Origin of the sequence: Streptomyces graminilatus (assembly GCF_001418565.1) — a bacterium.
Taxonomy (GTDB): Bacteria; Actinomycetota; Actinomycetes; order Streptomycetales; family Streptomycetaceae; genus Streptomyces; species Streptomyces graminilatus.
The window spans coordinates 1-6949 of record NZ_LIQQ01000651.1; the positions used below are offsets into that span (position 1 = coordinate 1).

General features: G+C 72.8%; 7 protein-coding genes. 4 read left to right on the forward strand and 3 right to left on the reverse strand.

Going from position 1 to position 6949, the window contains the following annotated elements:
* Positions 1 to 755: DUF4129 domain-containing protein (locus tag AOK08_RS39075; RefSeq protein ID WP_157876989.1), on the forward strand; the 755-nt coding region annotated here is incomplete at its 5' end.
* A 118-nt stretch (positions 756 to 873) separates the two neighbouring features.
* Here the strand turns inward: AOK08_RS39075 and AOK08_RS39080 are convergent.
* The 3 genes from AOK08_RS39080 to AOK08_RS39090 form a co-directional block, all read right to left on the reverse strand.
* The gene (locus tag AOK08_RS39080) at positions 874 to 1284 is read right to left on the reverse strand and encodes a DUF3040 domain-containing protein (RefSeq protein ID WP_055534941.1); all 411 of its coding nucleotides are present in this window, start codon (positions 1282 to 1284) and stop codon (positions 874 to 876) included.
* Between the two features lie 277 nt (positions 1285 to 1561).
* Positions 1562 to 2332, reverse strand: a complete 771-nt coding sequence (locus AOK08_RS39085; protein ID WP_055534943.1) for a methyltransferase — start codon at positions 2330 to 2332, stop codon at positions 1562 to 1564.
* A 134-nt stretch (positions 2333 to 2466) separates the two neighbouring features.
* A complete protein-coding gene (locus AOK08_RS39090; RefSeq protein ID WP_055534945.1) occupies positions 2467 to 3042 on the reverse strand; it encodes an SAV_6107 family HEPN domain-containing protein in 576 nt (191 codons plus the stop codon).
* A gap of 175 nt (positions 3043 to 3217) precedes the next feature.
* On the opposite strand from AOK08_RS39090, the gene AOK08_RS39095 reads away from it, so the two are divergent.
* The 3 genes from AOK08_RS39095 to AOK08_RS39105 are packed head-to-tail and all read left to right on the forward strand — an operon-like array spanning position 3218 to position 6838.
* Positions 3218 to 4108 carry an ATP-binding cassette domain-containing protein gene (locus tag AOK08_RS39095; RefSeq protein WP_055534946.1) on the forward strand — a complete coding sequence of 297 codons (891 nt, stop codon included), beginning with the start codon at positions 3218 to 3220 and terminating at the stop codon, positions 4106 to 4108.
* On the forward strand, positions 4080 to 6164 hold the full coding sequence (locus AOK08_RS39100; protein ID WP_055534947.1) for a YhgE/Pip family protein: 2085 nt from the start codon (positions 4080 to 4082) through the stop codon (positions 6162 to 6164). The genes AOK08_RS39095 and AOK08_RS39100 overlap by 29 nt, the downstream gene beginning before the upstream one ends.
* 44 nt (positions 6165 to 6208) lie before the next feature.
* Positions 6209 to 6838: a TetR/AcrR family transcriptional regulator gene (locus AOK08_RS39105; RefSeq protein WP_055534948.1), complete on the forward strand. Its 630-nt coding sequence runs from the start codon at positions 6209 to 6211 to the stop codon at positions 6836 to 6838.
* The last annotated feature ends 111 nt before the right edge of the window (positions 6839 to 6949 follow it).

The window sequence follows — 6949 nt, forward strand, 5'->3', positions numbered from 1 at the left end:
CGACCCCGACCCGTGGTTCGGTGCCCGAGTACACCCAGTCCCAGGCGCCGGGCAGTGACCTCCCGAACGCGGATGTGCCGTCCCGGAACGCCTCGGTGGCGCCCTCCGACTCCGCCTCGGCCGCCGATACCTGCACGGTGGCGCAGCGGAAGCTGGACGGCGGGTGCGCGGCCGAGTCCGCGCAGGCCGCGCCGGGCCAGGGCGACGACAGTGGCTGGTGGTGGCCGGCGGGGGTGCTCTGGATCCTGGGGGCGCTCGCCCTGCTGCTGCTTCCGCTGCTGCCGATGCTGTGGCGGCTGCGGGTCCGGGCCGCGCGGCTCGGGGCGCACGGACGCGGTGACGCCGACGCCACGGTCCACGCGCTGTCGGCCTGGCAGGAACTGACCGACACCGCCTGGGACTTCGGCATCGGTCCGGAGGAGTCCCAGACGCCCCGCAAGGCGGCGGCCCGGATCGTGCGCCTCGGCCGTCTCGACCCGCCGGCGGCGGACGCCGTGCGCCGGGTGGCGGACGCCGTGGAGCAGGTCCTGTTCGCGCCCAGCCCCCGTCCGACGGCGGGGCTCGCCCAGGACGTGCGCCAGGTGACCGTGGCCCTGCGCACCGGAGCGGGCCGGGGTACGAGGCTGCGGGCGATGTTCGCCCCGCGTTCGACCGTCCGTGTGGTGTGGGTGCTGTCGGCACGGTGGGCCGCGCTCGGCGAGCGTGCTCTGGCGGCCAGGCCGGCCCTGCGCAAGCCGGGGGGCCAGCACGGCTGACGGCACGACGGCCGGACATGCCGGTGGCCCGGAACCCCTGGGGGTTCCGGGCCACCGGCGTTTCACGTCTTTCGGTCGCGCCCCGGGCAACCGCAGGCCCGAGGGGCTGTCGGAAGGGCTACTGGCCGCCCTGCTGTTCGTCGCGCCGGCGCTGCCAGCGCTCCTCGATGCGGTCCATCACGGAGCGTCGCTGCCGGCCCTGTCGGTGACCGTGCGCGGCGCCGGAGACGCCGCCCGCCGCGGGCTGTTCGCCCGGCTTGGGGGCTTTGCGCCAACCTGTCACGGCCAGTACCGCACAGCCCAGCATGACGAGGAATCCCACCACGCTGACCCAAATCTGCTGTGCGACCATTCCGGCCATGAGGAGCGCGATACCTACGAGGAAGCCCGCGACCGCCTGGTAGACCCGTCGCCGGGTGTACGTGCGCAGCCCGCTTCCCTCAAGCGCTGTCGCGAACTTGGGATCTTCGGCGTACAGCGCTCGCTCCATCTGCTCGAGCATTCGCTGCTCGTGCTCCGAGAGCGGCACGGAGTCCTCCTCATTCGTGCAGTCGCCGGGGGCGACCGGGGGTCCCCTTCAGGATAGGCAGGGAATCGCCCCCGTGAAACCCGCCCCTCTACGCCAATCCGCAACCGGAATCCGCCATGGCCGTCCCGAATCACTGAGGCGTTCATTCCCCAGCAACCGGCCCGTCATGCAGAGCGGTCTCCCTCGATCATACGGCTCCGGGCCGCCTGCCGGGGGGCCTGTGGCGTACTCCATCTGCGGCCGAGCCCCTGATCAGGGGTCCACCGCCACAGACCGCTCAGACCTCGACGGCTCCCGGAGTCTCGCCCAGCACATGGAGCTGGGTGGCCACGGAGTGGAAGGCGGCCTGTTCGGCGGCCGCGGCCTCCAGCTTCAGCAGGGCGTCCAGGGCGCCCGGTTCGGTGTCCACGAGGACACCGGGCACCAGGTCGGCGAAGATCCGTACGCCGTGCACCGAGGCCACGCGCAGGCCCGCGCTCTCGACGAGCCCGGTGAGCTGTTCGGCGGTGAACCGGTGGGGCACGGGATCGCTCTCGCCCCAGCGGCCGTTCGGGTCGTCGAGTGCCCGCCTGGCCTCCGTGAAGTGCCCGGCGAGGGCCCGCGCGAGCACGGCGCCGCCGAGTCCGGCGGCGAGCAGGCTGAGGACGCCCTCGGAGCGCAGGGCGGCCACCGCGTTGCGGACGCCCTCGGCGGGGTCGTCCACGTACTCCAGGACGCCGTGGCAGAGCACCGCGTCGTAGCCGCCGCGCTCGACCACGTCGAAGAGGCCGTGGGCGTCGCCCTGGACGCCCCGGACACGGTCGGCGACACCGGCCTCGGCGGCCCGGCGCTCCAGCGCGAACAGCGCGTTGGGGCTCGGGTCGACGACGGTGACGCGGTGCCCGAGGCGGGCGACGGGCACCGCGAAGTTGCCGCTGCCGCCGCCGGTGTCGAGGACGTCCAGCACTTCGCGCCCCGTGGCTTTGACGCGGCGCTCCAGGGCGTCCTGGACGACCTCCCAGACCACGGCGGTACGGAGGGAGGAGCGGGGTCGCATCGGGTCCGGCACGGCAGGTGACTCCTCGGCGCGGCACCGCCTCTTGCGCGGCGGAGCGAACGGGGTGCCTTCCCGGCCCGGTGGGCTGCGGAAAAGCTGCGGCTTCCCCAGCTTATTGCCTCCGGCGGCATGCCCGGCCGACCGTCTCAGCCCGCGTCCGGGACCTCCCTCCTCGCTTCCTGGCCCCGGACCGGCTCCGGGGGTTCCTCCAGGTCCTGGCGCGGCTGCGGAAGCACCGGCTGGAGGACGAGCATCCGCTCGACGAGGCGCAGGAACATCGCCACGTCGCGTATCAGGTCGTCGGCGTCGCGGGTGCCGGCCGCGCCCTGGATGCCGGCCTCGGCACGGGCCCTGCGGCGGGCGCCGGAGGCGAACAGGACGCTCCACTCGGCGAGTTCGGGCGCTATCTCGGGGAGCACCTCCCAGGCGCTGCGGATGCGGGCCCGGCGCCTGGGGGTGGGTTCGGGGCGGCCCCGGGCCGCGAGCACGGCGGCGGCGGTGCGCAGGGCGGCGAGATGGGCGGTGGCGTACCGCTCGTTGGGGGTCTCCAGGACGGCCGCCTCGTCGAGTCCGGCGCGGGCCTGGGCGAGCAGGTCGAGGGCTGCGGGCGGGGCGGTGGCCCGGCGGAGCACGGGGTGCACGTCTCCCGCCGGACCGGTCGGTGAGGGGGCAGGGCCGGGGGCGCGGCGCCGGTGGGCGGCGGCTGCGTTCGAGCTGGCCATGACGAACCTCCTGTCGTCGTGTGACGGCACGTCCCGACGGGAGGTGCCGTATGGGCTCATCGTGCGGTATGCCACTGACAATCCGTTCTGACCTGGTGTTTTGCATCGATCGAAAGTTCGGGTTAGTTTTTGCACTGACCAGTCAGTTCAAAAAGATGCCAAGGGGGCGGAAGCCGTGGACGGTCCGCACGGGCTCGGGTTGACCACTCGGGCCTTCGGGCTCAAGGGGGCTCATGGATGGGCGTTCCATGAGGTGTCCTTCGACGCGGAGCCCGGCTCGCTGATCGCGGTGGAGGGGCCGTCCGGTTCCGGGCGCACCTGCCTGCTGCTCGCGCTCACGGGCCGGATGAAGGCGACCGACGGGTCGGCCACCGTCGGCGGGTGGAACCTGCCCAGGCACTCGGCGGCGGTGCGCCGGGTGAGCGCGCTCGCGCACGTCTCCGGTGTCACCGACCTCGACCCCGCCCTGACCGTCGGGGAGCACCTGCGGGAACGGGCTCTGCTGGAGCGCCGGTTCGGCGGTTCCCCGCGCGAGCTGCTGCGGCCACGGGCGGAACGGGCGGCCGAGACACGGGCACGCGTCGACGCCGCGCTGACGACCGCCGGTCTCGACCGCGAGTCGCTGCCCAAGGGGGACAGGACCGCCGTACGCGATCTGGAGCGGCTGGAGGCGCTGCGGCTGTCCGTGGCGCTGGCCCTGATCGGCGAACCGCGGCTGCTGGGGGTGGACGACGCCGACCTGAAGCTGTCGGACTCCGAACGGGCCGAGGTGTGGGCGCTGTTGCGGTCCCTGTCCGAGGCCGGGACGACCGTCGTGGCGGTGTGCAGCGAGGCTCCCGAAGGGGCGTTCACCGTGTCGACCGCCGCCGCGCCGGCACCCCCGCGCGAGCGGAAGCAGGACGGCGCGGAACCGGACGGTGAAGCGCCGGACGGTGAAGCGCCGGACGGTGAAGCGCCTGAAGCGACGTCGCCGGACGTGACGGTGCCGGACCTGACGGTGCCGGACCTGACAGAGACTCACGAGAAGGAGACGGTGGATGCGTTCCCCGAGACTGGCCGCGCTTGAGCTCAGGCGTTTCGGCCGGGGGAAACTCCCCCGGGCCGCCCTGGTCGCGCTCCTGCTGCTGCCGCTGCTGTACGGCGCCCTGTACCTGTGGTCCTTCTGGGACCCGTACAGCAGGCTCGACCGCATCCCCGTGGCCCTGGTGAACGACGACAAGGGGGCGAGCGTCTCGGGGAAGAAGCTCGTCGCCGGCTCGGACATCGTCAAGGGGCTGCGTGACAGCGACACCTTCGAGTGGCACGAGGTGACCTCGGCCGAGGCCCGGAAGGGCGTCGAGGACGGCACGTACTACCTGTCGCTGACCATGCCGGCCGACTTCAGTGAGCGGATCGCGTCCAGCTCGGGCGACGCCCCGGAGACGGGCGCGCTCCAGGTGCGGACGAACGACGCCAACAACTACATTGTCGGGCAGATCTCCCGGACGGTCTTCGGCGAGGTGCGCAGGGCCGCCTCCACGAAGGCCTCGCGGTCGTTCCTGGACCGGATCTTCGTCTCGTTCTCCGACATCCACGGCCAGACCGTGAAGGCGGCCAAGGGCGCCGACACCCTCACGGGCGGGATCGGCAAGGCCGAGCAGGGCTCCAAGGACCTCGCCGACGGGCTGAAGGACGCCAAGTCGGGCAGCGGCAAGCTCGTCCGGGGGCTGCGGAAGCTCGACACGGGCGCGGGCGGCCTTGCCGAAGGTTCGCGGCAGGTCGCGGCGGGCACCCAGGCGCTGGCCGACCGGGTCGACGGTGTCTCGGACCGGCTGGGGCCCTTCCTCAAGGACAACGAGAAGACCATCGGTGACGCCGCCCGGCTCGTCGCCGACTCCGCCGGTACGGTCCGGCGCAACCTCGGCACGCTGGTGAAGGCCGCCCCGGCCGCCGCCAAGGGCGCCCACGCCGCCTCCGACACCCTGAACGGGGTCTACAGGGCGCGCTGCGAGACCGCGGTACTGCCCGACGACGCGTGCGCCGACCTGAAGAAGGCCAGGAACGCCGCGGCGGACGTGGTGACGGTCGCCGACGACGTCAACGCGCTGATCGCCGACCAGAACGGTGATCTGAAGCTGCTCGACCAGCACCTCGCCACGCTCCAGAAGCGGGCCCGCTCGCTCGCCGACCGCGCCCCGCGCCTCTCCGAGGACCTCGACGACGCCGTCCGGAAGGTCGACGCGCTGAACGCGGGGGCCGCGCAAGTCGCCGCCGGAGCGCGGAAGCTGCACACCGGGCTCTCCACCGCCGGGACCGGCGCGACCACCCTGGACACGGGTGTCGGCGCCCTCAAGACGGGCGCGGACGACCTCTCCGGGGGCATGTTCAAGCTGGCCGACGGCTCCGGGAAACTCGCCGGCGGGCTGCACGACGGCGCCGGGCGGATCCCCGACTACGACCGGCAGGACCGTGACACGCGCACCGAGGTCATGGCCGACCCGGTCCAACTGGCCTCCAGGGACCTGCACAAGGCGTCCAATTACGGCACCGGATTCGCCCCGTACTTCATCCCGCTGTCCCTGTGGGTGGGCGCGATGGTCGCCTACATGCTGATTTCGCCGCTCAACCGGCGGGCGCTCGCCGCGGGCGCCCCGGCGTGGCGCATCGCGCTGGCGGGCTGGCTCCCCGTGGCCGCCCTGGGAGTGCTCCAGACCGTGGCCCTGATGTCCGTACTGCACTGGGCGATCGGCCTGGAGATGGTCCGCGCGGCCGGCACGGTGGCCTTCCTGTTCCTGGTCACCGGGTGCTTCTCGGCGATCATCCAGTGGCTGAACGCACGCTTCGGCGCGGCCGGCCGGATCCTCGTGCTCGCCCTCCTGATGCTCCAGCTGACGTCGGCGGGCGGCACCTATCCCGTGCAGACCAGCCCCGGCTTCTTCAACGCGATCCACCCCTTCATGCCGATGAGTTACGTCATCGAGGCCCTGCGCAGGCTCATCACGGGCGGTGGGCTCGGCCCGGTGTGGCAGGCGTGTGCCGTGCTGGCGGCGTTCACGGCCGGCGCCCTGGCGCTGACCGCCCTGTCGGCCCGCCGCAGGCAGGTGTGGACCCTGGACCGGCTCCACCCGGAGCTGAGCCTGTGACGTCCCGTCGGCGTGGGTCCGGCGCACCTGTGAGAATCAGGGCCATGGAACGCAGCAGCACCCCGCCGGGCGGCGGTTCACGCCGTGAGGCCACCCGGCAGAAGCTCTACGAGGCGGCCGTCACGCTCATCGCGGAACAGGGCTTCTCCGCCACCACGGTGGACGAGATCGCCGAGCGGGCCGGAGTCGCCAAGGGCACGGTCTACTACAACTTCGCGAGCAAGTCGGTCCTCTTCGAGGAGTTGCTGCGGCACGGCGTGGAACTCCTCACCGACTCCCTGCGGGAGGCGGCCGAGCGGACCGAGCGGGACGGCGGCACCAAGGTCGACGCCCTGGACGCGATGATCCGCGCCGGGCTCGTCTTCATCAGCCGCTACCCGGCCTTCACCCAGCTCTACGTGGCCGAGCTGTGGCGCACCAACCGGGCCTGGCAGTCCACCCTGATGGTGGTCAGACAGCAGGCGGTGGCGGTCATCGAGGACGTCCTGCGGGAGGCTGTCGCGAGCGGCGAGCTCAGCGACGAGATCGACATCCCGCTGACCGCGGCGGCCATGGTCGGCATGGTCCTGGTCGCCGCCCTGGACTGGCAGTCCTTCCAGCCGGAACGCTCCCTGGACGACGTCCACTCGGCGCTGTCCCGGCTCCTCCAGGGACGGGTGGGCGGCAACCGCTGAGCCGGCGGACTCTGGCGCACGGGAAAGCGCCGGTTCGGTGTGCCCACGTCCCCCGTGGCCACTCGAACCGGCGCTTCCTTCCCGCTCCCCCGTTTCCCTCCCCGTTTTCCC

Coding starts and splice junctions, on each gene's coding strand:
- AOK08_RS39090 (WP_055534945.1), bottom strand. CDS start 3,042: ATGGCCAGCTCGAACGCAGCCGCCGCCCACCGGCGCCGCGCCCCCGGC.
- AOK08_RS39100 (WP_055534947.1), top strand. CDS start 4,080: ATGCGTTCCCCGAGACTGGCCGCGCTTGAGCTCAGGCGTTTCGGCCGG.
- AOK08_RS39105 (WP_055534948.1), top strand. CDS start 6,209: ATGGAACGCAGCAGCACCCCGCCGGGCGGCGGTTCACGCCGTGAGGCC.